The sequence below is a fragment of the Capillimicrobium parvum genome (genome assembly GCF_021172045.1).
Taxonomy (GTDB): Bacteria; Actinomycetota; Thermoleophilia; order Solirubrobacterales; family Solirubrobacteraceae; genus Capillimicrobium; species Capillimicrobium parvum.
In genome coordinates, this window is sequence record NZ_CP087164.1 from 5,355,035 (window position 1) to 5,377,691 (window position 22,657).

The following is a 22,657-nucleotide window of genomic DNA, read 5'->3' on the forward strand; positions in this document are numbered from 1 at the left end:
CGCGTGACACTAGGGTGTGCCGGCGCCATGGCCGTGCCGCTCTTCGACACGTCGACACCCCTCGCAGCGCTGCGCCCGCGGCTGCTCGAGGTCATGCAGGAGGTCGTCGAGGACGGCCGCTACATCCTCGGCCCGAACGTCTCCGCCTTCGAGCAGGAGTTCGCCGCCTACTGCGGCGCCGGACACGGCATCGGGGTCGGCAACGGCACGGATGCGCTGACGATCGCCCTGCGCGCGCTCGGCGTCGGCCCCGGCGACGAGGTCGTCGTCCCCTCCTTCACCTTCTACGCGTCCGCCGAGGCGATCCCGCCGACCGGCGCGACCCCCGTCTTCTGCGACGTCGACCCGGACACGTTCTGCGTGACCCCGGAGACCGTGAAGGCCGTGATGACGCCGCGCACGAAGGCGGTCATCGCGGTCGACCTGTTCGGCAACGTCGCCCCGGTGCGGGAGATCGAGGCGCTCGGGGTGCCGGTCGTGGAGGACGCCGCGCAGGCCGCCGGTACGACGTACGTGCACGGCCGGCCCGGCGGGCTGGGCACGATCGCGACGTTCTCCTTCTTCCCGTCAAAGAACCTCGGCGGGTTCGGCGACGGCGGCATGATCACGACGAACGACGCCGAGATCGCCGACCGCGTGCGCATGCTGCGCTTCCACGGCTCCTACGACAAGGTCACCTACCAGCACGTCGGCTACAACTCGCGCCTCGACGAGCTGCAGGCGGCGATCCTGCGCGTGCTGCTGCCGCAGCTCGACGGCTGGGCCGATGGACGGCGCGCGGCGGGGCGCCACTACGCGGAGGCGGGGCTCGGCGAGCTCGTCACACTGCCCCAGCCGTCGCCCGGCGCCGATCCGGCGTGGCACCTCTACGTGGTCAGGCACGAGCGCGCGGACGACCTGGCCGGCGCCCTGGAGGCGCGCGGCATCGGCCAGAAGGCGTACTACCGCGTGCCGATCCACCGCCAGCCCGCGATGGCCGGCCTCGGCGCCGGCGCCGACCTCCCGGCCACCGAGGAGGTGGCCCGCACGCACCTGGCGATCCCCATGAGCGCGGTGCTCGACGCCGATCAGGCGGCCGAGGTGGTGGCCGCGGTGCGCGGGTTCGCGGCCGGCGCGTAGCTCGGTGCGCGTCCTCACCGTCCTCGGCAACCGGCCGCAGTCGGTCAAGGCCGCCGCCGTGTCGCGCGTCCTGCGCGCCCGCCACGAGGAGGTGCTCGTCCACACCGGCCAGCACTTCGACGACGAGCTCTCCACCATCTTCGAGCGCGAGCTCGGGGTGCCCCGGCCCGAGATCCAGCTCGGCCTCGGCGGCGGCACGAACACCGAGCAGACCGCCAAGCAGCTCGCGGCCCTCGGCCCGCTCGTCGCCGAGCAGCGCCCCGACGTCGTGCTCGTCTACGGGGACACGAACTCGACGCTCACCGGTGGGATCGCCGCGGCGCAGGCCGGGATCCCGGTCGCCCACGTCGAGGCCGGGATGCGGTCGTGGGACTGGGCGATGCCCGAGGAGCAGAACCGCGTGCTGACCGACGCGCTCAGCGACCTGCTGCTCGTCCCGTCACGCACGGCCGAGGACAACCTGAAGCGCGAGCACCCGCGCGGGCGGATCATGTACGTCGGCGACGTGATGGTCGACGTCGCCGACCTCTTCCGGCCGCGGGCGCGCGAGAACGTGGCCGCGCTGGAGCGTGCCGGCGTGCGCCCCGGCGAGTTCGTCGTCTGCACGACGCACCGCGCCGCGAACGTCGACGACCCCGCGCGCCTGCGGCTCCTCGTCGACCTGCTGCTCGCCGTGCCGTACCCGGTGGTCCTGCCGCTGCACCCGCGCACCCGGGCGCGCCTGACCGCGGCCGGGTGGCTCGACGAGCTCGCCGGCGGCGTGATCCTCTCGCCGCCGCTCGGCTACCTCGACTTCACCGCGCTGCTCGTCCACGCCCACGCGGCGCTGACCGATTCCGGCGGCGTGCAGAAGGAGGCGTTCCTCGCCCGCACCCGCTGCGTGACGCTGCGCGACACGACCGAGTGGGTGGAGACGGTCGACTCCGGATGGAACGTCCTCGTCGACCTCGACGCGGCGCGCGCGATCGAGGCGCTCGACCGCCCGCTGCCCGGCGAGCACCCGCAGCCCTACGGCGACGGACACGCCGCGGAGCGCGTCGTGGACGCGCTCGACCTGCTGCCGTAGGCGGCGCGCTGCATCCCGCCCCGGCCGGCCCGGCGGGCTCGGCGGGCTCGGCCGCCGCGGACGGCTCGACGACGGGGAACGGGGTGAGTCGTGGAGCGGGGCCGGCGGGCTCGGCGGCGCCGGTCCTGTCGCGTTGACGGCGCCCCACGCCGGAACCGCGACAGGGACCGGTTCGCTGCGCGTCTGGAGCAGCCCGTGAACCGGCGCGAACGCGGCTCGCAGCCCACCCGCGCCGCTTCCCGCCCCGGCCGGCCCGGCGGGCTCCGCCCCCGCGGACGGCTCGACGACGGGGAACGGGGTGAGTCGTGGAGCGGGGCGGGCGGGCTCGGCGGCGCCGGTCCTGTCGCGTTGACGGCGCCCCACGCCGGAAACGCGACAGGGACCGGTTCGCTGCGCGTGTGTCAAGGCGAACGTCTGTCGAGTTGACGTCGCAGGCGAGACGTCAACTCGACTCGACCGCGCGGAGCGGCCCGTGAACCGGCGCGCACGAGGCCCGGACCCTGGCCCGGGAACCGGCGTGAACGAGGCCCGGGCCCGGCCCGTGAACCGGCGCGCACGAGGCCTCCGCCCCGTCCCCGTCGCCGCCCAGCGCGAAGCGGCCCGACGCGGCCCCGGCCCAGGCCCCGGCCCAGGCCCGGCCCCGGCCCCGGCCCCGGCCGCCTACCGGTTCGACGCCCCCGCGCAGGTCCCGTCGCCCCATGCCACGCACGCCAGCACGCTGTCGGTGAACGTGCTCAGCCGGACGTCGCCGCCCTTGTCGCGCAGGATCCCGAAGATCTGGCTCCAGCCCTTGATCAGCGGCTGGTCGCGGTCGGAGTCGCGCGTCGTGTAGACGCGCAGCGACTCGCCCGGCTGCAGCACCGCGTCGGACTCGAACGCGTACGTGTGCGCTCCGCTCGTCAGCCGGTAGCCCTCCATGCCGATCGGCGCCGGTCCCGTGTTGCGCACGCTGACGAACTCATTTCCGCGCGGCGAGACGCCGAGCTCGAGCATGCCCAGGTTCGGGTCGCCGCACGTCGTCCGGCACGGGTACACCATCCAGGCGCGCAGGTCGCCCTGCGGGTCGAAGAGGTAGGCGCCGTCGCCGGACTCGCGGGAGCGGTCGACGTTGTCGAACACGGGCTTGTCGAGGCCCCAGTACAGGTTCGCGTCGTCGCGGATGCCTTCGCCGACGTGGACGGTCAGCACGCCGCCGGGCGCGAGCACCGTGCCCGACGGGAAGCGGTACTGGCGGCGCATCGCGTCGCGCAGCGCCCAGCCGCCCAGCGGGAGCGGGTTGACCGCATCGAGGTTGCGCAGCCTGGCCCACTCGCCGTCCGGGCTGCCGGTCCCGTCGCTCTGCCAGTTCACCCACAGCTTCAAGGGATGACCGTCGTCCGGGCCCGGTCCGCAGGCGCTCGTGTTCCAGATGCCGACGTGCGCCGCGGCCGCCTGCTCCGCGAGGACGCTGTAGCGCGGGTTCCACGCCCACTCGGTCCGGTTGGGCATCCAGAGCGCCAGGCCCTCCGCGAGCAGCGTGCGCCCGACGTCGCGCCAGCGGCCGCCGAGCTTCACGGCGACCGAACGGCGCTGGCGGCCGTGCGAGTTGCTGCGCACGTCCTGGGCGGTGAGGCGCACGCGGCCCTTGGCGGCCTTGACGAGCTGGTCGAGCCGGTCGGCGGCCTCCACCGCGTGGCACTCGCCGGCCCGATGGCGCGAGTTGTAGTCGGTCAGCTCCTGGGCGTTGATGCCCGTGACGCGTACGTGCCAGCTGCGGCTGCCGACCTTCACGTGCAGCGTGTCGCCGTCGTCGACCCACTGGACCCGCCCCTCCCAGATCGAGCAGCGCGGCCCGTTCGTCTCGCCGTCGACGCATGGCCCGGTCGTGCGGGCGACCGCCGTGCTCGCGCACACGAGCAGGCAGAAGAGGACGAGGAGCGGCAGCAAGCGGCGCATGACCGAGTCATGAACCCACATCGGCAGCGTGCGTTGCGGTCGTGCAATCGCGCTCTCACCGGGAACCCCCCGCTGAACGGGGGGTCGTTCCCGTCCGGCCCGGAGATAAGGTCTTGGCGTCTTGCCGGTCGGTCCAGAACTTCCGAGCGCCGTCTCCCCCCGCCCCGCTTCACCGCCAGACGCCCGTGAGGCGCTGGCCCGCGGGGTCGCGTTCCTGCGCGCGCAACAGGCGCCGGACGGCTGGTGGAAGGCGCCGCTGGACACGAACGTGACGATGGACGCCGAGGACCTCCTCATGCGCGAGTTCCTCGGCGTGCGCACCGAGCGCGAGACCGCGGCGGCGGCCCGCTGGATCCGCTCGCAGCAGCGCCCCGACGGGACGTGGGCGACGTTCCACGGCGGGCCGGGCGACCTCTCGACGACCGCCGAGGCGTGGGTCGCCCTGCGCCTGGCGGGCGACCCCGCGGACGCGGCGCACATGCGCGAGGCGGCGGCGTTCGTCCTCGACGGCGGCGGTCTCGAGGCGTCCCGCGTCTTCACCCGGATCTGGCTGGCGCTCTTCGGGCTGTGGTCCTGGGACGACGTGCCGGCGATGGTGCCCGAGGCGGTCCTGCTGCCGAAGTGGTTCCCGCTGAACCTCTACGACTTCGCCTGCTGGGCGCGCCAGACGATCGCGCCGCTGACGATCGTCGGCGCGTACCGGCCGCAGCGCCCGCTGCCCGTCGGCGTCGACGAGCTGCGCCGCGGCGGTCCCATCCAGCCGCCCCGAAGGTCGCTGCGCGACTGGCCCGGGCGCCTCGGCTGGCTCGACCACCTCCTGCACCGCTACGAGCGCCACCCGGTCGGCCCGCTGCGGCGCATGGCCCTCGACCGCGCGGAGCGCTGGATCGTGGCCCGCCAGGAGGCCGACGGCTCATGGGGCGGGATCCAGCCGCCGTGGGTGTACTCGCTCATGGCGCTCAGCGTGCGCGGCTATCCGAACGACCATCCGGTGATGCGCGCCGGCCTGGCCGGCCTCGACACGTTCATCATCGAGGAGGGCGACCAGCGCCGCCTCGAGGCGTGCCAGTCGCCCGTCTGGGACACCGCGCTGGCGATGATCGCGCTGGCCGATGCCGGCGTGCCGCCCGACGACGAGGACCTCGCGCGCGCGGCGCGCTGGACCCTCGCCGAGGAGGTCCGCGTGCGCGGCGACTGGGCCGTGCGCCGCCCTGCGCTCGAGCCGGGCGGCTGGGCCTTCGAGTTCGCCAACGACAACTACCCGGACATCGACGACACGGCCGAGGTCGTGCTCGCCCTGCGGCGCACGCGCCTCGGCGAGGCCGGCGCCGACGCCGAGCCCGCCATCCGGCGCGGCATCGACTGGGCGATCGGGATGCAGTCCAACGACGGCGGCTGGGGCGCGTTCGACGCCGACAACACCCGCGAGCTGTGCGTCCAGCTGCCGTTCTGCGACTTCGGGGCGGTCATCGACCCGCCGTCCGCGGACGTCACCGCCCACGTGGTCGAGATGCTCGCGCTCGAGGGGCGCGCGAGCGATCCCGCCGCCCAGCGCGGCATCCGCTGGCTGCTCGACGCCCAGGAAGCCGACGGCTCCTGGTTCGGCCGCTGGGGCATCAACCACGTCTACGGCACGGGCGCGGTCGTCCCAGCGCTCGTCGCGGCGGGCATCCCGGCGGGCGATCCGGCCATCCGGCGCGCCGTCGACTGGCTCGGCGCCCACCAGAACGCCGACGGCGGCTGGGGCGAGGACGCCCGCTCCTACGTCGACCCGGCGTGGATCGGCCGCGGCCAGAGCACCGCCTCGCAGACGGCGTGGGCGCTCCTGGCGCTCGAGGCGGCCGGCGAGCGCGACGGCGACGCGGTCGCGCGCGGCGTGGCCTGGCTGGCCGCGTCCCAGCGCCCCGACGGCGGCTGGGACGAGCCACAGTTCACCGGCACCGGCTTCCCGGGCGACTTCTACATCAACTACGGCCTGTACCGGCAGGTGTTCCCGCTCATGGCGCTGGGCCGATGCCTGCGGTGACCGCGGCGGACGCCGCGGCGGCGATGGCACCCCCGTCGGCGGCCGCCGTCATGGCCCGCGCGGCCCACGAGAACTTCCCGGTCGCCACCCGCCTACTGGCTCCGGCCGAGCGCGAGCACCTCCTCGCGATCTACGGCTACGCCCGCCTCGTCGACGACATCGGCGACGAGGCGCCGGGCGACCGCGGCGCGCTCCTGGACTGGGTCGCCGCCGAGCTCGACGCCATCTACGCGGGCGAGCAGCCGACCCACGCCCTCATGGTCCGGCTCGCCGCCACCGTGCGCGCCTGCACCATCCCGCGCAGCCCCCTCGACCGGCTCGTCGCCGCCAACCGGGCCGATCAGGTCGTGACCCGCTACGCGGACTTCCCCGCGCTCCTGCGCTACTGCGACCTGTCCGCGGCGCCCGTGGGCGAGCTCGTCCTGCACGCCTTCGGCTGCGCGACCCCGGAGCGGATCGCGCTGTCGGACCGCGTCTGCGCGGGCCTGCAGGTCACCGAGCACCTCCAGGACGTCGCGGAGGACCTCGCCGCGGGCCGCATCTACCTGCCGCGGGCCGACATGACGGCCTGCGGCGCCACCGAGGACCACCTGCGGGCCCCGTCGCCCGGCCCCGAGCTGCGGGCGGTCATGGCCCTGGAGGCCGAGCGCGCCCGCGAACTGCTCGCCGCCGGCATCCCGCTGGGCCGCAGCCTGCCGGGCCGCCCAGCGTTCGCCGTCGCCGGGTTCGTCGCCGGCGGCAGGGTCGCCCTCGATGCGCTCGAGGCCGCGGGCTGGGACGTCCTCGGCCGGCGCCCGCGCCCGTCCAAGACGGCGCTCGCAATCGGAACCTTCCGCGCGCTTGCAAAGATGCGGCGATGAAGACCGCCACGATCCAGGGCGCGTACCGCGCCTGCGAGGAGACGACCCGGCGCGAGGCGGCCAACTTCTTCTACGGGATCCGCCTGCTGCCGCCGGACAAGCGCCGCGCGATGAGCGCCGCGTACGCGTTCGCCCGCCGCGTCGACGACATCGGCGACGGCACCATGCCCGACGACGCCAAGCTCGCCGCGCTGGCCCGCGAGCGCGACGGCATCGCCCACCTGCGCTCGGGCGTCCTCAACGGCCACACCGACAACACGCTGATCGCGCTCGCCGACGCGCGCGAGCGCTTCGACCTGCCGCTCGACGCGTTCGATCAGCTCGTCGACGGCGTCGAGCTCGACGTGCGCGGGACGACGTACGAGACCTTCGACGAACTGCGCCACTACTGCATCTGCGTCGCCGGGTCGATCGGGCGCCTGTGCGTGGCGATCTTCGGCTCGACCGACCGCGAGCGCGCGATGGATCTCGCCGAGCAGCTGGGAATCGCGATGCAGTTGACGAACATCCTTCGTGACGTGCGCGAGGACCTGGCCAACGGCCGCATCTACATCCCGGGCGAGGACCTGCGCCGGTTCGGCCTCGACGATCCCGTCTCCGGCGATCCGGCGGCGATCCAGCAGCTCGTGCGCTTCGAGGCGCAGCGCAACCGCGAGTGGTTCGCGCGCGGCATGGCGCTGACCGCCCTGCTCGACGGCCGCAGCACCGCGTGCCTGCTGGCCATGACCGGCATCTACCGGCGGATCCTGTCGCGGATCGAGCAGGATCCGCTCGCCGTGACGCGCGGGCGCATCTCCCTGTCGGGCTGGGAGAAGGCGCGTGTGGCCGCGAGCAGCCTCGCCAGGAGCGCCGCATGACCGGGCGCGCGCCGCGCATCGCCGTCGTGGGCGGCGGCCTGGCCGGCATCACGGCCGCGCTGGACTGCGCCGAGGGCGGCGCGCAGGTCACGCTGCTCGAGGTCCGGCCCCGTCTCGGCGGCGCCGCGTACTCCTACGAGCGCGACGGCCTGCGCATCGACAACGGCCAGCACGTCTTCCTGCGCTGCTGCGGCGCCTACCGCGCGCTCCTGCGGCGCATCGGCTCCGACGGCGATGTCGTGCTCCAGCCGCGGCTGGACATCCCCGTGCTCGTGCCCGGCCGCCGGCCGGCGCGCCTGAGCCGGACCCGCCTGCCCGCTCCGCTCCAGCTCTCGGCGTCGATGGCGCGCTTCCCGCTGCTGAGCGCCGCCGGAAAGGTCCGCGTGGCCCGGGCCATGCTCGCCCTGCGCTCGGTCGACCCCGACGACCCGTTCGCCGACGCGCGCTCGTTCGGCGACTGGCTGGCCGAGCACGACCAGGGCGCCGAGGAGATCGAGGCGGTCTGGCGCCTCATCGGGCTGCCGACGCTCAACGTCGATCCCGCCGAGGCCTCTCTCGCCCAGGCCGCGTACGTCTTCCGCACCGCCCTGCTCGAGCACTCGAGCGCCGCGGACATCGGCTGGGCGCGCGTGCCGCTGTCGGACCTGCACGACGGACCGTCGCAACGGGCGCTCGCCGCGGCCGGCGCCGAGGTCCGGCTCGGCGCCCGGATCGAACGCGTCGTGGCCCGCCCGGGCGCCGGGTTCCTCGTCGAGGGGCCGGCCGACGGCATCGAGGCCGACGCCGTCGTGGTCGCCCTCCCGTCGCAGCGGGTCGCGGGGCTGCTGCCGCCCGGCGCGCTGGCCGATCCGGCCGCGCTCGAGCGGCTGGGCCGCTCGCCGATCGTCAACCTCCACGTCGCCTACGACCGCCGGGTGCTTCACGAGCCGTTCGCAGTCGCCGCTCGCTCGCCCGTCCAGTGGCTGTTCGACCGCACGGACGGCTCCGGGGTCGAGCACGGGCAGCTGGTCGCCGTCTCGCTGTCGGGCGCCGACGAGGAGGCCGCCATGGACGCCGACGCGCTGCGAGAGCGGTTCGTCCCGGCGCTGGCCGAGCTGCTGCCCGCGGCCCGCGGGGCGCGGGTCGAGCGCTTCCTCGTGACGCGCGAGCACGCCGCCACGTTCCGCCCCGGCCCCGGCGTGCGGTCGGTGCGCCCGGGCCCGCGTACGGGCATGCCCGGGCTGGCGCTGGCCGGGGCGTGGACGGACACCGGCTGGCCGGCGACGATGGAGAGCGCGGTGCGCAGCGGCCACGCCGCCGCGCGCGAGGCGCTCACCGCGGCGCGCGCCGCCGCGGGCGCGGTGACGGCGGTGGCGGCATGACGGTCGCCCCCGAGCGCACCGGCGAGCCGTCCGCGCCGAGCGCGCGCAGCCGCGAGCTTCTGATCCTCGCGCCGATGTCCATCGAGGCCGCGGCCGCCCGGGGCGGCGCGCCGTGGGCGCGGGTCGAGCGCTTCGGCATGGGCCCCCAGCGCGCCGCGCGCGCCGCGTCGCTCACCCACGGCATCGACCCTGGCCCCGTCCTCATCGCGGGCGTCTGCGGCGCTCTTGACCCGTCGCTGCGCCCCGGTGACGTCGTCCTGGCCAGCGAGCTGCGCGGCCCGACCGGCACGACGCAGTGCGCCGACCCGTCGGTCCTCGCGGGTGTCCTGCGCCGCGGCGGCCTGAGCGTCCACGTCGGGCCGATCGCCTCGAGCCAGCGGCTGGTCGTGCGCGAGCGCCGGCGCGCACTGCACCGCAGCGGGGCGATCGCGGTCGACATGGAGTCGGCGTGGCTGGCGGCCGAGGCCAAGGGCCGGCCGCTCGTCACGCTGCGCGTCGTGCTCGACACCGCCGAGCGCGAGCTGCACTGGCCCTGGCACGCCGCAATCGGCACCGCGAAGGCGCTGCGGGTCCTGCGGCGCGCCTGCGCGCTGACCCGCGAGTGGGCCGAGGCGCTCATGGAGCGCGAGGTCGTCCTCGCCGCCCCGCGCGCCTCGTGCGCCGGGGTGGTCCGCGCGGTCGACACCGTCGAGCGGCTCCTGCGCGAGCACGGGCCGCCCGTCTACGTGCGCCGCCAGATCGTCCACAACGCCCGGGTCGTCGCGGACCTCGAGCGCCGCGGGGCGATCTTCGTGGAGGAGCTCGACGAGGTCCCCGCGGGCGCGACCGTCATCTTCTCCGCGCACGGCGTGTCGCCCGCCGTCCGCGAACAGGCGGCCGAGCGCGGGCTCGACGCCATCGACGCGACGTGCCCGCTCGTGGCCAAGGTCCACGCCGAGGCCCGCCGGTTCGCCGGCGCGGGCATGGACGTCATCCTCGTCGGCCACGAGGGCCACGAGGAGGTCGACGGGACCACGGGCGAGGCGCCCGACCGCATCCAGGTGATCGCCAGCGCGGACGAGATCGAGACGCTGCGCGTCGAGGACCCCGAGCGGGTCGCCTACCTGACGCAGACGACGCTCGCGGTCGACGAGACCGCGGGGGTCGTCGACGCGCTGCGCGACCGCTTCCCCGCGCTGATCGGCCCGAGCTCGGACGACATCTGCTACGCCACGCAGAACCGCCAGGACGGCGTGCGGGCGCTGGCCTCCGACTGCGACCGCATCGTCGTCGTCGGCTCGGCGAACTCGTCGAACTCGCGCCGCCTCGTGGAGGTCGCCGAGCGCGCCGGTTGCCCGGCGCTGCTGGTCGACGAGCCGTCCGACCTGCCACCATCCTTCGTGGCCGGCGCACGACGCGTCGGCATCACCGCCGGAGCCTCGGCGCCGGAGCGCCAGGTGCAGGACGTCGTGTCCGCGCTCGCCGGCTTCGGCGGCGTGACGGTGTCCGAGCGAACCGTGACCACCGAAGACGTGCAGTTCAAGCCGCCCCCGCGGCGATCGAGAAGGAACTAGAGGACCCGAATGCCCGTATCGATGAGGCAGAGCTTGCGAGTCGGCAGCTACCTGGCGCGCCAGAAGCTCATGCGCCGCGAGAGGTACCCGCTGATCGTCGAGCTCGAGCCGCTGTTCCAATGCAACCTCGCGTGCGAGGGCTGCGGGAAGATCCAGCATCCCGAGCACGAGCTGCGCCGGAGGATGCCCGTCGAGCAGGCGGTCGCGGCGGTCGAGGAGTGCGGGGCGCCGATGGTGTCGATCGCCGGCGGCGAGCCGCTCATCCACCCGGAGATCGACAAGATCGTGGGCGAGCTGGTCGCACGCAAGAAGTACGTCTACCTATGCACGAACGCGCTGCTGATGAAGAAGAAGCTCGACCTCTTCACGCCGGGCCCGTACTTCAGCTGGGCCGTGCACATCGACGGCCTGCGCGAGCGCCACGACGCGTCCGTCGCGCGCGCCGGGGTGTTCGACAAGGCCGTCGAGGCGATCAAGCTGGCCAAGGAGCGGGGCTTCCGCGTCACGACGAACACGACGTTCTTCACCCAGGACTCGCCGGAGACGGTGCGCTCGGTCCTCGACTTCCTCAACGACGAGCTCGAGGTCGACGACATGATGATCTCGCCGGCCTACGCGTACGAGAAGGCGCCCGACCAGGACCACTTCCTCGGCGTGCAGCAGACGCGCGAGCTCTTCCGCTCGGCGTTCGCCGACGGGCGGCGCAAGAAGTGGCGCCTCAACCACAGCCCGCTGTTCCTCGACTTCCTCGAGGGCAAGGTCGACTACGAGTGCACGCCGTGGGGCATCCCGAGCTACTCGCTCTTCGGCTGGCAGAAGCCCTGCTACCTGATGGCCGACGGCTACACGAAGACCTACAAGGAGCTCGTGGAGACGACGGACTGGAGCAAGTACGGCCGCGGCAAGGACCCGCGCTGCGACAACTGCATGGCCCACTGCGGCTACGAGCCGACGGCCGTTATGGCGACGGCGAACTCGGCGAAGCAGTCGCTGCGCGCGCTCGTGCGCAGCTGACGCCCCGCCCGGGTGACCAGGCCCGCATCCGGGTAACGCTGCGGAACTTCCCGTTCCAGCCACCCGGAGGTCTCATCACATGATCGGCGCACTCATCCTCGGGCTCGTCGCCGGGGTCATCGGCCGCGCGCTCGTCCCCAACGACGCGTTCGAGCACATGCGCGGCCCGGCGTCGTGGCTCGTCTCGATCGTCCTCGGCCTGGTCGGCGCGTTCGTCGGCTATCTCATCTTCACGCGCGTGCTCGGGATCGGCGACGACGACGCCTTCGATCTCGGCGGCATCCTCAGCGCGATCATCGGAGTGGTGATCGTCCTGCTGCTCGCGAACCTGCTCCTGCGGGGCCGCGGCGGGGGACGCGGCGCGCGCACCGCGTAGGCGCCCGGCTCAGCCGCACGTCTGCTTGACCTCCCAGCCCTCCCCGCGCGGATGGAACCGCGTCCCGGTGGGCCGGGGGGGTGCGCCGACGTGCGCCTCCTGGAGGTGCAGGAGGTACGCGACGATCTGCGTCTGCAGGGCGGTGGTGGAGACCGGCCCGCAGCGCTTGATCGCGGCCTCGCCGCCCGCTCGATCGATCGCCGCGGGCAACGCCTCCGAGAGCTTGGCGGCGCTGCGCATCTGGTCCATCTCGTCGCCGAAGCGCCTGGCGTCGCGCACGACGAACGCGGCGCTCGCGGCGAGCGCCACGACGCCCGCGCCGATGGCGACGGCGAGCCCGAAGCGGCCGCGCAGCGCGCCGAGGAGGCGGGACCAGCCGACGCCGGCCAGAACGCAGACCAGCGCGGCCGGCAGCGTCACGTAGCGCAGGTTGCCGGTGAAGCCGATCTCGGCGAACACCGCGACGATGACCATGAGCGCGGCCGCGATGAGCGCGATAGCGAGCACGGGGCCGTCCTGGCGCCGCCGCCGCCAGGCGACCCCCGCGAACGCGATGGCGAGGATCGCCCCCGCATAGACGGGGATCGACAATGCGCTGTGGGAGTTCTCGAAGACCGCCAGGAACGGCCGGTCCGCCTGCGCCGGGGAGTTCGCGACCGGCTCGCGGGCGCGCGACGCCGCACGCAGGAAGTCGCCGGAGCCGATGTACTCGGGCACGAGCCACAGAGCGATGACGGCGATCCCCGAGCCGGCGACGATCGCGATCGTCCGCCACGGCGGCGCCCCGCGCCAGTCCTTCCAGATCAGCCACAGGCCGTAGACGGCCAGGAACGGCCAGACCTCGGGCCGCAGGAGCCCCGCGGCGACGGCGATGCCGAACGCCTGCCAGCGGCGGCCGTCCAGGTGACGCTCGATCGCCCACAACGACAGCGCGACGAGCAGGCCCTCCGAGTTGCCGCGCCAGAAGTTGTAGACGAACTGCTCGGCGAGCACCATCGCCACGACGGCGACGACCCCCGCGAGCACGCCGCCCAGGCGCGCGGCGAGCCGGAAGCCGAGCGCGATCGCGAACAGCCCGCCCGCCCGGGCGACGACGAGCCACAGCAGCGGCGCCGCGTCGTCGCCGAACAGGGCGAACGGCGTCGTGAAGATCACCGGCAGCGGCTTCCAGGACGGTCCGAAGGTCGTGTGGAAGTCCCAGTCGACGATGCCGCGGCCCCAGATGAGCCAGGCGGTGGGGTCGTAGGTCGCCCTGCTGGGGCCGAGCAGGGAGAGGGTGGCCAGCGCGAAGCAGGCGAGGAGGATCCAGGCGGTCGGCGGCACGGCGGCCACGCGCCGCCGTGCGGTCGCGGGGGGCGGTCCGCTGAGGGTCGAGGAGCTCACGAGCGGCCCCGGAACCTAGTGGAGGGGCTCGTTTCGGACGTCGGGTCCTAGACTCAGCGCGACGATGGCCATCCGGACGAGCGACAGCGGCACGAGAACGCTCGGCCCGGCCACGGCCGCGGTGCGCGAGTCGGCGGCCGCCGCCTTCGAGCGCGACTACCCCGATCTGCGCTTCGGCCCGGTGGTCGTGGTCATCGCGGCGCTCAACGAGGCCCCGTGCATCGGCGACGTCCTGACCGACATCCCGCCGCAGGCCCACGGGCTGGCGATCGACACGCTCGTGGTCGACGACGGCAGCACCGACGGCACGAGCGACGTGTCGCGCGGCCACGGCGTCCACGTCGCCCGCCTCGAGCGCAACTGCGGGCACGGCGTGGCGCTGCGCCTCGGCTACCGGCTCGCCCGCGAGCACGGCGCCCGCTTCATCGTCACGCTCGACGCCGACGGCCAGTGGGATCCCGTCGAACTGCCGAAGGTCCTCGAGCCGCTCGTCCGCGACGAGGCCGACTTCGTCATCGGCTCCCGCGTCCTGGGGCGGGCGGAGACCGACGACGGCTTCCGCCAGGCCGGCGTGCACGTCTTCGCCGCGCTCGTGCGCCTGCTGACCGGCGCGCAGGTCACCGACACCTCCAGCGGCTACCGGGCGATGCGCGCCGAGGTGACCGCGACGGTGCCCCAGCACCAGGTGCAGTACCAGACCTCCGAGCTGCTCATCGGGGCCGTCTACCAGGGCTACCGGATCGCCGAGCGTCCCATCGTGATGCACAAGCGTGCAGCGGGCGAGAGCAAGAAGGGGCACAATCTCCTCTACGGCGCGCGCTACGCCCGGGTGATCCTGGGAACCTGGTGGCGGGAGCGTCGCCGGTGAACGTTTCGGCCCGAGTTGCCGCGAAGCCGTGTGGCGAAGGCATACTGCGGGGAACTTCAGGGGTCAGTCGACACACGGACCGGAGGATCTTCTGCGCATCTTGATCTTGGGAGGCGACGGCTTCTGTGGCTGGCCCACCTCCCTGCACCTGTCGGCCTGCGGGCACGACGTCGCGGTCGTCGACAACCTGGCGCGGCGCAAGGCCGACGTGGAGCTCGAGGCGGAATCGCTGACCCCGATCGCCCCGATGAGCACGCGCATCGCCGCCTGGGAGGAGATCTCGGGCCGGCGGCTGGGCTTCCACAACATCGACGTCGCGCAGGACTACGCCGAGCTGCTGGCGCTGCTGCGCGCGTGGCGCCCGGACGCCGTGGTGCACTTCGCCGAGCAGCGCGCCGCGCCGTACTCGATGAAGAGCTCGTGGCACAAGCGCTACACGGTCAACAACAACGTCAACGCGACGCACAACCTGCTCGCCGCGCTCGTCGAGGCCGAGCTGGACGCCCACATCGTCCACCTCGGAACGATGGGCGTCTACGGCTACGGCACGGCCGGCGTGAAGATCCCCGAGGGCTACCTGCGGGTGCGCATCGACGCCGACGACGGCGGCGAGATCGAGCAGGAGATCCTGTACCCGGCCAACCCGGGCAGCGTCTACCACATGACGAAGACCCAGGATCAGCTGCTGTTCGCGTTCTACAACAAGAACGACGAGATCCGGGTGACGGACCTGCACCAGGGCATCGTCTGGGGCACCCAGACCGCCGAGACCCGCCTCGACGAGCGGCTCATCAACCGCTTCGACTACGACGGCGACTACGGCACGGTGCTCAACCGCTTCCTCATGCAGGCGGCGATCGGCTACCCGCTCACCGTTCACGGGACCGGCGGGCAGACCCGCGCGTTCATCCACATCCAGGACAGCGTGCGCTGCATCCAGCTGGCGATCGAGAACCCGCCCGAGCATGCCGAGCGCGTCAGGATCTTCAACCAGATGACCGAGGTCCATCGCGTGATCGACCTCGCGGAGATCGTCTCGCGGATCACCGGCGCCGAGATCGACCTGGTCGAGAACCCCCGCAAGGAGGCCGACCAGAACGAGCTGTTCGCCGAGAACGCGCAGCTGCTGCAGCTCGGCCTGGAGCCGATCCGGCTCGAGGACGACCTGCTCGCCGAGGTGACGGAGGTCGCCCAGCGCTACATGCACCGCTGCGACCGCGAGCGCATCCCGTGCCGGTCGCGCTGGGTGCGCGCCCGCGCGGACGCCGACGCGGACCGCCTGATACCCGGCTGAGCCGCCGTCCGGCGGCGCGTGGCGAATAGCGTCGTCCCAGGCGAAGCTCATCGCCAACGGCGCTCCCGATCGGTCATGCGGCCACTCCTGACGCCGGGCGCGGCGGCCGCGCCGCCCGCCGGCCGATCCATGGGGTGCCATGGATGGCAGGAAGCTCAGCACGATGCTGGCGGCGGTCGCGCTCGCCCTCACCGGCGCCTCGACCGCCACCGCCGCCCCCGGCGACGACACCGGCGCCGCGCCCGAGGTGCGTTTCGGCGTCGGCACGCCGGCGATGCTCGCCGCGCAGGACCTCGCGCGACGCACATGGGGCACCGACCCCTGCGGCGGCCGGATCGACATCGTCTGGGACGTCGACGCGGCCACGATCAACGCCCGTTCGTCCTGGGCCAACCCGCGCTCGGCCTACGACGCGCCGGAGCTCAACGTCCAGTGCCGGATCGTCCTCAACCGGCTCATCGACTACGACTGGGCGCGCTTCTGCACCGTGCTCGTCCACGAGTACGGCCATCTCGCCGGCCGCGCGCACACCGCGGACGGCCCGGACGTCATGTCGCCGATCTACCGCGGCCCGCTGCCGGCCTGCCTGGAGGTCGCCGATCCGGCGGCGGCGTCCGCGGCGCCGGTCGCGGCGCCGGCGCCTACCGCCAGCGCTCGAGCAGATCGTCCTCGGGGACGTCGCGGATCACGCGCGCGGGCACGCCGAGCACCACTCCGCGCGGCGGCACGTCGCGGGTGACGAGCGCGCCCGCCGCGACGAAGCCCTCCTCGCCGACCTCGACCCCCGGCGTCAGGACCGCCCCGCCGCCGATCCGGCACGCCCGCCGCAGCGTCGCGCCGCGCAGCTCGTACTCGGGCCCGTGGCGGCTCATCGTGTCGTCGTTGGTCGTCATCGCGCACGGCCCGACGAACACGTCGTCCTCGATGACCGAGAACGCGGTCACGTAGACCATCGTCTGGATCCGGCACCGCGCGCCGATCGCCACGTCGTTGTCGACCGCGGTGCCACGGCCGCACACCGTGTCCTCGCCGATCACCGTGCGCTCGCGCACGTAGGACTGGTCGCCGAGGATCGCCCGGTCGCCGATCCGCGCGCCCGCGAACACGACCGCACCGGCGCAGACCGTCACGCGCTCGCCGAGGACCAGCGGCGGCGGCGGCTCCCGGCCCGCCGCGGCGCTCGTGCGCGCGAGCTTCGGGACCTTGCCGAGGACGGCGTTGTCCTCGATCACGCATCCGTCGCCGATGACCGTCCCCGCGTGCACGACGACGCCGGAGCCGAATTCGACGCCCTCGCCGACCTGCACGCCGTCGCCCAGCACCGGATCAGCCATGCCGCTCCCTCCGCGATCGATCGAGCTCCTCCTGCAGGCGCTCGAGCACCCGTACGACCCGTACCCCGCTGGCGCCGTCGCTGACCGGCGCGCGGCCCTCGGCGATGCACTCGAGGAAGTGCTGGCACTCGAGCCGCAGGGGCTCGTGGTTGGGCACCTGCGGGCTCCAGATGTCGCCCGAGCGCATGATGTACTCGCCGTAGGAGTGGATGGACTCGTCGAAGCCCTTGTCGTACAGGGTGACCTTGCGCTCGATGTCCATGTCGTCGAACGTCGCCATCCGCTTGGACCCGACGACCGTGAACCGGCGCTCCTTGTGCGGGTCCAGCCAGCTCAGGTGCAGGTGCGCGGACAGGCCCGACGGGAAGCGCATGAAGCCGAACACGACGTCCTCGATCCCGTGGCGCATGTAGCTCTCGCCGCGCGCGGAGAACTCGTAGGGCTCCTCGTCGCCGGCCAGGTGCAGCACGACCGAGATGTCGTGGGCGCCGAGCGACCACAGCGCGTTCTCCTCGGCACGCAGCTGGCCGAGGTTCAGGCGGTTGCCGTAGATGTAGTGGATGTCGCCGAGCTCGCCGGAGCGCACGAGGCCGCGCAGCTTGTTGACGCCCGGGTGGTACTGCAGCAGGTGGCCGACCATCAGCACCTTGCCGGCCCGCTCGGCGGCCGCCACGGCGCGCTCGGCGTCGGCGACGCGCGTCGCCAGCGGCTTCTCGACGAAGCAGTGCTTGCCCGCCTCGAGCACCTCCACCGCGAGGTCGGCGTGGGTGGGCACCGGCGTGGCGAGCACGATCGCGTCGAGCGCGTCGTCGGTCAGCAGGTCGCCGAGCTCGCCGGTGAACCGCGCGCGCCGGTACAGCGGCTCGTAGCGGGCGCGGACGTCCTCGCGGCCGTCGCACAGCCACGTGAGCTCGCAGCCGGGAAGCGCGTCGAAGTTGCGTGCGAGGTTCGGGCCCCAGTAGCCGAGGCCGACGACGCCCAGGTTCACAGGCGGATCACGTTCTGCGCCTCGACCCCGCGCGTGACGCCGCGCAGGTCGAGAACCGACGGCACGCCCGCCGCCACCCGCGCGTGGTCGATCCCCGGATGCGCGGTGACGATCACGACGAGGTCCGCGCCGTCGAGCGCCTCGTCGAGCGGCTCGTCGCGCAACCCCTCGTCGCGCAGCTCGGGCACGAACTCGTCGTGGTAGTGGACGTCGGCGCCGAGCGCCTGCAGCAGCGCGATGATCTTCAGCGCCGGCGACTCGCGCACATCGCCCACGCCGGCCTTGTAGGACACGCCGAGCAGGGCGATCTTCGCGCCGCGCACCGCCTTGGCCTGGTCGTTGAGCGCGCGCTCGACGCGCGCCACGCAGTGGTAGGGCATCTGCTGGTTGACGCGGCCCGCGAGCTCGATGAACTCGGTCGTCATGTCGAACTCGCGCGCGCGCCAGCTCAGGTAGAACGGGTCGACGGGCAGGCAGTGGCCGCCCATGCCGGGGCCCGGCTCGAAGCGCATGAACCCGTAGGGCTTGGTGGCGGCGGCGTCGACGACCTCCCAGATGTCGATCCCCATGCGGTCGGTGAGCATCGCCAGCTCGTTGACGAGCGCGATGTTCACGCTGCGGAAGATGTTCTCCAGCAGCTTCGTCAGCTCGGCCACCTCCGGGCTCGACACGCGCACGACGGTGTCGCAGACGCGGCCGTACAGCTCGACGGCGCGATCCCCGCACGCCTCGGTCAACCCGCCGACGACCTTCGGGGTGGTGCGCAGCGTGTAGTCGGTGCGGCCGGGATCGACGCGCTCGGGGCTGAACGCGACGTTGAAGTCGCGCCCGGCGCCGAGCCCGGACTCCTCGAGCAGCGGGACGAGCTGCTCGCGGGTCGTGCCCGGGTACGTCGTGGACTCGAGCACGACGAGCTGGCCGGCCTGCAGCACGCTCGCGACGGCGCGACTGGAGTCCAGCAGCGGCCCGAGGTCCGGCTCGCGGTTCCGCGTCAGCGGGGTGGGCACGGCGATGACGATCGCCTCGGTGCCGGCGAGGTCGGCGTAGCGCGTCGTCGCCCGGATGAGCCCGTCGACGCCCCGCAGGCGGTCGGACGGGATGTCCTCGATGTAGGAGTCGCCGTTGCGGATGGCAGCGACCTTGCGCTGGTCGAGATCCAGCCCGACGACGTCGTGACCGGTCTCGGCGAAGGCCACCGCAAGCGGCAGGCCGACGTAGCCCAGCCCCACGATGCCGATGCTCATGGGCCCGGAGGGTAACGTGCGCGGCCGCCATGACCGACTGGGCCACACCACCTCCCGACCGCTGCGACCTCGCCGTCGTCGGCGCGGGCATCGTCGGGCTCGCCGTCGCGCGCGAGCTGGCGCACCGGCACCCGCAGCGCAGCATCGCGGTGCTCGAGCGCGAGATGGAGGTCGGGACGCATCAGACGGGACACAACTCAGGAGTGATCCATGCCGGCATCTACTACCTCCCCGGATCGTTGAAGGCACGGTTGTGCGTGGAGGGCGCGCAGGAGATGCGCGAGTTCTGCGAACAACGCGGCGTCGCGCACGAGACTTGCGGCAAGGTGATCGTGGCCACGGATCGCTCGGAGCTCGGCCGACTCGAGGAGCTCGAGCTCCGGGGGCGGGCCAACGGCGTCCCCGGCCTGCGGCGCCTCGACGCCGACGGCATCCGCGAGCTGGAGCCGCACGCGGCCGGCATCGCCGGGCTGCACTCGCCCGCCACCGGGATCGCCGACTTCGGGGCGGTGGCGCGGGCGCTGGCGGCCGACGTCGGCGGCGTGCACTGCGGCTGCGGCGTCGAGGCCGTCCAGGAGCGCGAGCGCACCGTCGTGCTGCGCCACGCCCGCGGCCACCTCGAGGCGCGACAGGCGGTGTTCTGCGCCGGCGCGTGGTCGGACCGACTGGCGGTCGCCGCCGGCGCCGGGACGGACCCGCGCATCGTGCCGTTCCGGGGCGCCTACCTGCGGCTCGTGCCCGAGCGGCGCCACCTCGTGCGCTCGCTGATCTACCCGGTGCCCGACCCGGCGCTGCCGTTCCTCGGCGTGCACCTCACCCGCCACACGAGCGGCGACGTGCTCGTCGGCCCGACCGCGCTGCTGGCCGGGGCGCGCGACGCCTACCGCCTCGGCCGGGTGCGCCCGCGCGACCTCGCCGACACGCTGCGCTGGCGCGGCACCTGGCGGATGGCGCGTCGCTGGTGGCAGACCGGCACCGTCGAGATGCGCCACGCGGCCAGCCGGAGCGCCTTCGTCCGCGCCGCGGCCCGGTTCGTGCCCGAGCTGGCGCCCGGCGACGTGGAGCCCGCCTTCGCCGGCGTGCGCGCGCAGGCGCTCGGCCGCGACGGCCGGCTCGTCGACGACTTCGTCTTCTCGCGGACCGGCCGCGCCCTGCACGTGCGCAACGCACCGTCACCGGGCGCGACGTCCGCCCTGGCCATCGGCCGTCACATCGCCGAAGAAGTGGGAAGGATGATGACATGAGCGATCTCGAGCGTGCCGCAGCCTCACTGGCGGCCCGCCTCCCCGAACCGCTGCGTCCGCTGGCCCCGCTGGCGTACAACATGCGCTGGTCGTGGATGCCGGGCGGCGACGAGCTCTTCGCCTCGATCGACCGCGAACGCTGGCAGCGCTGCCGGGCGAACCCGGTGCGCCTGTTGCTGGAGGCGTCCAACGAGGCGCTCGAGGCGGCCGCGGCCGACGACGAGTTCCTCGCGCGGATGGGCGAGCTCACGGCAGCGGTCGAGGCCGACCTCGCCCGGCCGGACTCGACGGCCGTCGACGGCACCGTCGCGTTCTTCTGTGCCGAGTACGGCGTCCACCGCTCGCTGCCGATCTACTCCGGCGGCCTCGGGGCGCTCGCCGGCGACATCCTCAAGCAGGCGTCCGACGACGCGCTGCCGGTCGTCGCGGTCGGCCTGATGTACCGCGAGGGCTACTTCCGCCAGCGGATCGACGTCACGGGCTGGCAGCAGGAGTCCTGGGTCGACAGCGACCCCGACCGGCTGCCGATGGCGCTCATCACGACGCCCGACGGGGGCCCGCTCTCCGTGCGCATCCCGGTCGGCGAGAGCGACATCACCGCGCAGGTCTGGGAGGTGCGCGTCGGCCGCGTGCGGCTGCTGCTGCTCGACACCGACCACCCCGCCAACGACGGCGTGTCGCGCTGGATCACCGCGCGGCTGTACGTCGGCGACCCGGGGCTGCGCCTGGCGCAGTACCTCGTGCTCGGCATCGGCGGGATGCGCGCGCTCGACGCGCTCGGCATCGACCCGGCGGTCCTGCACCTCAACGAGGGCCACGCGGCGTTCGCCGCGCTCGAACTGGCGGCGCGGGAGCAGCGCGGCGGCGCCTCCCTCGACGAGGCGATGGCGGCGGCCCGCGCGCGGACCGTCTTCACGACGCACACGCCGGTGCCGGCCGGCAACGACACGTACGGACCGAACCACGTGGCGCACGCGGTGCACCGCGCCGCGGACGAGATGGGCCTCGGCGTCGAGAGACTCGTGCGGACGGGGCGCACGAACCCCGACGACCCGCACGAGCCGTTCGGCGTCACCCAGTTCGCGCTGCACACCAGCCGCGCGGCCAACGGCGTGAGCGCCCGCCACGGCGAGGTCGCGCGCGCCATGTGGAACGGGCTGTGGCCCGACCGCTCGGTCGAGGACGTGCCGATCACGTCGGTGACGAACGGCGTGCACCTGCCGACCTGGGTCGGCGGCCCCATCCGCCACCTGCTCGACCGCCATCTCGGCGAGGGCTGGGCGGCGCGGGCGACCGACCCGCGCACGTGGGACGCGCTGGACGCGATCTCCGACGAGGAGCTGTGGGACGCCCGCTCCCGTCAGCGGTCCGCGCTCATCAGCCACGTGCGCGAGCGCAGCGTGCGCGAGCGACTCGCCCGCGGCGACACGCTCGACTACGCCCGCGCGGCCGCGCACTTCGACCCGGACGCGCTGACGATCGGGTTCGCGCGCCGCGTCGCGACGTACAAGCGGATCGGCCTGCTCCTCGGCCAGCTCGACGCGAACCTGTCCCTGCTGGCCGGCGACACGCCCGTGCAGCTGCTGATCGCCGGCAAGGCACACCCGCGCGACGAGGAGGCCAAGCACTCGCTGCAGGAGCTGTTCTCCGTGCGCGGCGCCGAGGGCGTCAGCGGCCGGGTGGCGTTCCTGGAGGACTACGACCTCGACACGGCGGCGCGCCTCGTGGGGGGCTGCGACGTGTGGGTGAACCTTCCGCGCCCGCCGCTGGAGGCGAGCGGCACGAGCGGCATGAAGTCCGTCGTCAACGGCGGGCTGCACCTCAGCGTGCTCGACGGCTGGTGGGCGGAGGCCTACGACGGCTCCAACGGCTGGGCGCTGCCCGGCGAGGTGTGGGAGGACACCGGCGCCCAGGACGCCCGCGACAGCGCCGAGCTGCACCGGCTGCTCGCCGATGAGGTGCGGCCGTTGTTCTGCGACCGCGGCGACGACGGCATCCCGCACCGGTGGCTCGAGCTCGTGCGGGCGTCGATGCGCACGCTCGCACCGCGGTTCGGCGCCGGCCGGATGCTCGAGGACTACATCGAGCGGATGTATCCGGCCCGCGCGAGCACCCCGCGGTAGCGCCCGGCCGCG

The 22,657-nt window shown here is 73.8% G+C and carries 19 protein-coding genes; 14 read left to right on the forward strand and 5 right to left on the reverse strand.

The window, feature by feature from the left end; all coding sequences use genetic code 11:
- Positions 1 to 27 precede the first annotated feature (27 nt).
- Together DSM104329_RS26050 and wecB are read left to right on the forward strand one after the other, a co-directional pair.
- The gene (locus DSM104329_RS26050) at positions 28 to 1,119 is read left to right on the forward strand and encodes a DegT/DnrJ/EryC1/StrS family aminotransferase (protein WP_259312785.1); all 1,092 of its coding nucleotides are present in this window, start codon (positions 28 to 30) and stop codon (positions 1,117 to 1,119) included.
- Between the two features lie 4 nt (positions 1,120 to 1,123).
- The gene (gene wecB, locus DSM104329_RS26055) at positions 1,124 to 2,185 is read left to right on the forward strand and encodes a non-hydrolyzing UDP-N-acetylglucosamine 2-epimerase (protein WP_259312786.1); all 1,062 of its coding nucleotides are present in this window, start codon (positions 1,124 to 1,126) and stop codon (positions 2,183 to 2,185) included.
- A 660-nt stretch (positions 2,186 to 2,845) separates the two neighbouring features.
- Here wecB and DSM104329_RS26060 read toward each other — a convergent pair.
- Positions 2,846 to 4,120, reverse strand: coding sequence for a lamin tail domain-containing protein (locus tag DSM104329_RS26060; RefSeq protein ID WP_259312787.1), 1,275 nt, complete (start codon positions 4,118 to 4,120; stop codon positions 2,846 to 2,848).
- A 121-nt stretch (positions 4,121 to 4,241) separates the two neighbouring features.
- On the opposite strand from DSM104329_RS26060, the gene shc reads away from it, so the two are divergent.
- From shc to DSM104329_RS26095, 7 genes are all read left to right on the forward strand, one after another.
- Complete coding sequence (gene shc / locus DSM104329_RS26065) at positions 4,242 to 6,146, forward strand: squalene--hopene cyclase (RefSeq protein ID WP_259312788.1); 1,905 nt, start codon at positions 4,242 to 4,244, stop codon at positions 6,144 to 6,146.
- The gene (hpnC, locus tag DSM104329_RS26070; protein WP_259312789.1) at positions 6,134 to 7,006 is read left to right on the forward strand and encodes a squalene synthase HpnC; all 873 of its coding nucleotides are present in this window, start codon (positions 6,134 to 6,136) and stop codon (positions 7,004 to 7,006) included. The genes shc and hpnC overlap by 13 nt, the downstream gene beginning before the upstream one ends.
- A complete protein-coding gene (locus DSM104329_RS26075) occupies positions 7,003 to 7,863 on the forward strand; it encodes a phytoene/squalene synthase family protein (RefSeq protein ID WP_259312790.1) in 861 nt (286 codons plus the stop codon). Before hpnC ends, DSM104329_RS26075 begins: the two co-directional genes overlap by 4 nt.
- Positions 7,860 to 9,224 (forward strand): hydroxysqualene dehydroxylase HpnE, encoded by a 1,365-nt coding sequence (gene hpnE / locus DSM104329_RS26080; RefSeq protein WP_259312791.1) that lies wholly within the window; start codon positions 7,860 to 7,862, stop codon positions 9,222 to 9,224. Before DSM104329_RS26075 ends, hpnE begins: the two co-directional genes overlap by 4 nt.
- The gene (gene ispH / locus DSM104329_RS26085; RefSeq protein ID WP_259312792.1) at positions 9,221 to 10,777 is read left to right on the forward strand and encodes a 4-hydroxy-3-methylbut-2-enyl diphosphate reductase; all 1,557 of its coding nucleotides are present in this window, start codon (positions 9,221 to 9,223) and stop codon (positions 10,775 to 10,777) included. Before hpnE ends, ispH begins: the two co-directional genes overlap by 4 nt.
- Before the next feature lie 9 nt (positions 10,778 to 10,786).
- Positions 10,787 to 11,791, forward strand: coding sequence for an adenosyl-hopene transferase HpnH (hpnH, locus tag DSM104329_RS26090; protein ID WP_407655861.1), 1,005 nt, complete (start codon positions 10,787 to 10,789; stop codon positions 11,789 to 11,791).
- Between the two features lie 79 nt (positions 11,792 to 11,870).
- Positions 11,871 to 12,167, forward strand: coding sequence for a GlsB/YeaQ/YmgE family stress response membrane protein (locus tag DSM104329_RS26095; protein ID WP_259312793.1), 297 nt, complete (start codon positions 11,871 to 11,873; stop codon positions 12,165 to 12,167).
- Positions 12,168 to 12,176: 9 nt separating this feature from the next.
- Here the strand turns inward: DSM104329_RS26095 and DSM104329_RS26100 are convergent, their stop codons facing one another.
- Entirely contained in the window at positions 12,177 to 13,550 is a 1,374-nt protein-coding gene (locus DSM104329_RS26100) for a glycosyltransferase 87 family protein (protein ID WP_259312794.1), read from the reverse strand.
- Between the two features lie 64 nt (positions 13,551 to 13,614).
- Here DSM104329_RS26100 and DSM104329_RS26105 point away from each other — a divergent pair, with 64 nt between their 5' ends.
- The 3 genes from DSM104329_RS26105 (at position 13,615) to DSM104329_RS26115 (ending at position 16,451) form a co-directional block, all read left to right on the forward strand.
- A complete protein-coding gene (locus tag DSM104329_RS26105) occupies positions 13,615 to 14,418 on the forward strand; it encodes a glycosyltransferase family 2 protein (protein ID WP_259312795.1) in 804 nt (267 codons plus the stop codon).
- Positions 14,419 to 14,509: 91 nt separating this feature from the next.
- Positions 14,510 to 15,712, forward strand: a complete 1,203-nt coding sequence (locus DSM104329_RS26110; RefSeq protein ID WP_407655950.1) for an NAD-dependent epimerase/dehydratase family protein — start codon at positions 14,510 to 14,512, stop codon at positions 15,710 to 15,712.
- Between the two features lie 139 nt (positions 15,713 to 15,851).
- On the forward strand, positions 15,852 to 16,451 hold the full coding sequence (locus tag DSM104329_RS26115; RefSeq protein ID WP_259312797.1) for a zinc metalloprotease: 600 nt from the start codon (positions 15,852 to 15,854) through the stop codon (positions 16,449 to 16,451).
- On the opposite strand, the gene DSM104329_RS26120 is transcribed toward DSM104329_RS26115, so the two are convergent.
- Genes DSM104329_RS26120 through DSM104329_RS26130 form a run of 3 tightly spaced genes read right to left on the reverse strand, consistent with a single transcriptional unit; the run spans position 16,354 to position 19,278 of the window.
- Entirely contained in the window at positions 16,354 to 17,046 is a 693-nt protein-coding gene (locus DSM104329_RS26120; protein ID WP_259312798.1) for an acyltransferase, read from the reverse strand. The genes DSM104329_RS26115 and DSM104329_RS26120 overlap by 98 nt on opposite strands.
- Positions 17,039 to 18,034: a Gfo/Idh/MocA family protein gene (locus DSM104329_RS26125; RefSeq protein ID WP_259312799.1), complete on the reverse strand. Its 996-nt coding sequence runs from the start codon at positions 18,032 to 18,034 to the stop codon at positions 17,039 to 17,041. Before DSM104329_RS26125 ends, DSM104329_RS26120 begins: the two co-directional genes overlap by 8 nt.
- Positions 18,031 to 19,278 (reverse strand): nucleotide sugar dehydrogenase, encoded by a 1,248-nt coding sequence (locus tag DSM104329_RS26130; protein WP_259312800.1) that lies wholly within the window; start codon positions 19,276 to 19,278, stop codon positions 18,031 to 18,033. Before DSM104329_RS26130 ends, DSM104329_RS26125 begins: the two co-directional genes overlap by 4 nt.
- A 29-nt stretch (positions 19,279 to 19,307) precedes the next feature.
- On the opposite strand from DSM104329_RS26130, the gene lhgO reads away from it, so the two are divergent.
- Both lhgO and glgP read left to right on the forward strand, forming a co-directional pair.
- Positions 19,308 to 20,522, forward strand: coding sequence for an L-2-hydroxyglutarate oxidase (gene lhgO, locus DSM104329_RS26135; protein WP_259312801.1), 1,215 nt, complete (start codon positions 19,308 to 19,310; stop codon positions 20,520 to 20,522).
- Complete coding sequence (glgP, locus tag DSM104329_RS26140; protein WP_259312802.1) at positions 20,519 to 22,645, forward strand: alpha-glucan family phosphorylase; 2,127 nt, start codon at positions 20,519 to 20,521, stop codon at positions 22,643 to 22,645. Before lhgO ends, glgP begins: the two co-directional genes overlap by 4 nt.
- Positions 22,646 to 22,657: the final 12 nt, after the last annotated feature.

What these genes read in the sequence shown, in the direction of transcription:
- hpnE (WP_259312791.1), top strand. Translation starts at nt 7,860, where the DNA reads ATGACCGGGCGCGCGCCGCGCATCGCCGTCGTGGGCGGCGGCCTGGCC.
- hpnC (WP_259312789.1), top strand. Translation starts at nt 6,134, where the DNA reads ATGCCTGCGGTGACCGCGGCGGACGCCGCGGCGGCGATGGCACCCCCG.
- DSM104329_RS26050 (WP_259312785.1), top strand. Translation starts at nt 28, where the DNA reads ATGGCCGTGCCGCTCTTCGACACGTCGACACCCCTCGCAGCGCTGCGC.
- DSM104329_RS26095 (WP_259312793.1), top strand. Translation starts at nt 11,871, where the DNA reads ATGATCGGCGCACTCATCCTCGGGCTCGTCGCCGGGGTCATCGGCCGC.
- lhgO (WP_259312801.1), top strand. Translation starts at nt 19,308, where the DNA reads ATGACCGACTGGGCCACACCACCTCCCGACCGCTGCGACCTCGCCGTC.
- DSM104329_RS26075 (WP_259312790.1), top strand. Translation starts at nt 7,003, where the DNA reads ATGAAGACCGCCACGATCCAGGGCGCGTACCGCGCCTGCGAGGAGACG.
- ispH (WP_259312792.1), top strand. Translation starts at nt 9,221, where the DNA reads ATGACGGTCGCCCCCGAGCGCACCGGCGAGCCGTCCGCGCCGAGCGCG.
- DSM104329_RS26120 (WP_259312798.1), bottom strand. Translation starts at nt 17,046, where the DNA reads ATGGCTGATCCGGTGCTGGGCGACGGCGTGCAGGTCGGCGAGGGCGTC.
- DSM104329_RS26115 (WP_259312797.1), top strand. Translation starts at nt 15,852, where the DNA reads ATGGATGGCAGGAAGCTCAGCACGATGCTGGCGGCGGTCGCGCTCGCC.
- DSM104329_RS26060 (WP_259312787.1), bottom strand. Translation starts at nt 4,120, where the DNA reads ATGCGCCGCTTGCTGCCGCTCCTCGTCCTCTTCTGCCTGCTCGTGTGC.
- DSM104329_RS26105 (WP_259312795.1), top strand. Translation starts at nt 13,615, where the DNA reads ATGGCCATCCGGACGAGCGACAGCGGCACGAGAACGCTCGGCCCGGCC.
- glgP (WP_259312802.1), top strand. Translation starts at nt 20,519, where the DNA reads ATGAGCGATCTCGAGCGTGCCGCAGCCTCACTGGCGGCCCGCCTCCCC.
- hpnH (WP_407655861.1), top strand. Translation starts at nt 10,787, where the DNA reads ATGCCCGTATCGATGAGGCAGAGCTTGCGAGTCGGCAGCTACCTGGCG.
- DSM104329_RS26130 (WP_259312800.1), bottom strand. Translation starts at nt 19,278, where the DNA reads ATGAGCATCGGCATCGTGGGGCTGGGCTACGTCGGCCTGCCGCTTGCG.